Source organism: Mycobacterium sp., assembly GCF_008709575.1.
Classification (GTDB): Bacteria; Actinomycetota; Actinomycetes; order Mycobacteriales; family Mycobacteriaceae; genus Mycobacterium.
Genome location: NZ_VYIK01000241.1, coordinates 1 through 841 on the forward strand (window position 1 = coordinate 1; position 841 = coordinate 841).

Annotated in this window: 1 protein-coding gene; it reads left to right on the plus strand. The window is 68.7% G+C overall.

All coding sequences use genetic code 11. The features are described 5' to 3' along the window. Positions 1-841, plus strand: an 841-nt coding sequence (locus F6Q13_RS18170; RefSeq protein ID WP_293059509.1) for a PPE family protein, incomplete at both ends; no start/stop codon positions are given.

The window sequence follows — 841 nt, forward strand, 5'->3', positions numbered from 1 at the left end:
TGGTGGCCGCCGCAGCGGCCTGGGACCGGCTCGCCGCCGAGCTGCAGTCCACGGCGGCTGCCTATCGCTCGGTCATTTCGGGGTTGACGTCGGGCTGGCTGGGTCCGTCGTCGGCGTCGATGGCGGCCGCAGTCGCGCCGTATGAGGCGTGGATGGGCGCCACCGCCGTCCAAGCCGAGCAGACCGCCAGCCAGGCCAGGGCCGCCGCCACGGCCTATGAGACCGCGTTCGCGGCCACCGTGCCCCCGCCGATGGTCGCCGCCAACCGGGCCCAGCTGGCCGCACTGCTGGCGACCAACATCTTCGGGCAAAACACCGCGGCGATCGCGGCCACCGAGGCCGCGTATGCCGACATGTGGGCTCAAGACGCCGCCGCGATGTATGGCTACGCCGCCCAGTCCGCCGCGGCCACCCGGATGACGGCGTTCAGTGCGCCGCCGCCCACCACTGATCATGCCGGGCTGGAGGCGCAGGCCGCGGCGGTGGCCCACGCCAGCGGCGCAGCGGCCGGCAGCACCGCGCAATCGGTATTGACGCAGATGATAGCCACCGTGCCCACCGCGCTGGAGGGTGTCGCGTCACCCGTCGCGGCAACGGGACCATTGTTGGCGGCGCTGACGGCGCTGAATAACTTCACCGCACAGTTGAGTTCGCTGATACCGATTTCGAGCAGTCCCTTCGCTACGCAACTCGCCACGCTCTTCGGCAATATCGGAGCAAAATTCATCCTGCCGGCCAACGACACCATGATCACCGTCATCATGGGGATGGTCATTTTCCAGAAGCTTTTCCACCCCGCCGGATTGGGCGGAGCGCTGGAGGGATTGTTGACGCAGCTGGG